General features: G+C 61.1%; 1 rRNA gene. It reads left to right on the top strand.

From position 1 onward, the window contains the following. The first annotated feature begins 66 nt into the window (after window positions 1–66). Window positions 67–184, top strand: a 5S ribosomal RNA gene (rrf, locus tag HMPREF2791_RS05205). Window positions 185–221: the final 37 nt, after the last annotated feature.

Below are 221 nucleotides of genomic sequence, written 5' to 3'. Positions count from 1 at the left end.
TGGCCGACAATTCAAATTGCATACACACGCTGAACACTCAGCACCGTGCATGCCCTCTTTAGGTGTGTCGGTGGTTGATGGCGGCGGGGAAACGCCCGGTCCCATTCCGAACCCGGAAGCTAAGCCCGCCCGCGCCGATGGTACTGCTCCCGGGAGGGAGTGGGAGAGTAGGTTACCGCCGACCCAACAACTTCACACACAGGCACCCGCCACACAACCGT

This window comes from Corynebacterium sp. HMSC034A01 (genome assembly GCF_001838175.1).
Taxonomy (GTDB): domain Bacteria; phylum Actinomycetota; class Actinomycetes; order Mycobacteriales; family Mycobacteriaceae; genus Corynebacterium.
Note: the sequence above shows the minus strand (reverse complement) of the source record. Positions and strands in the feature narration are given on the sequence as shown.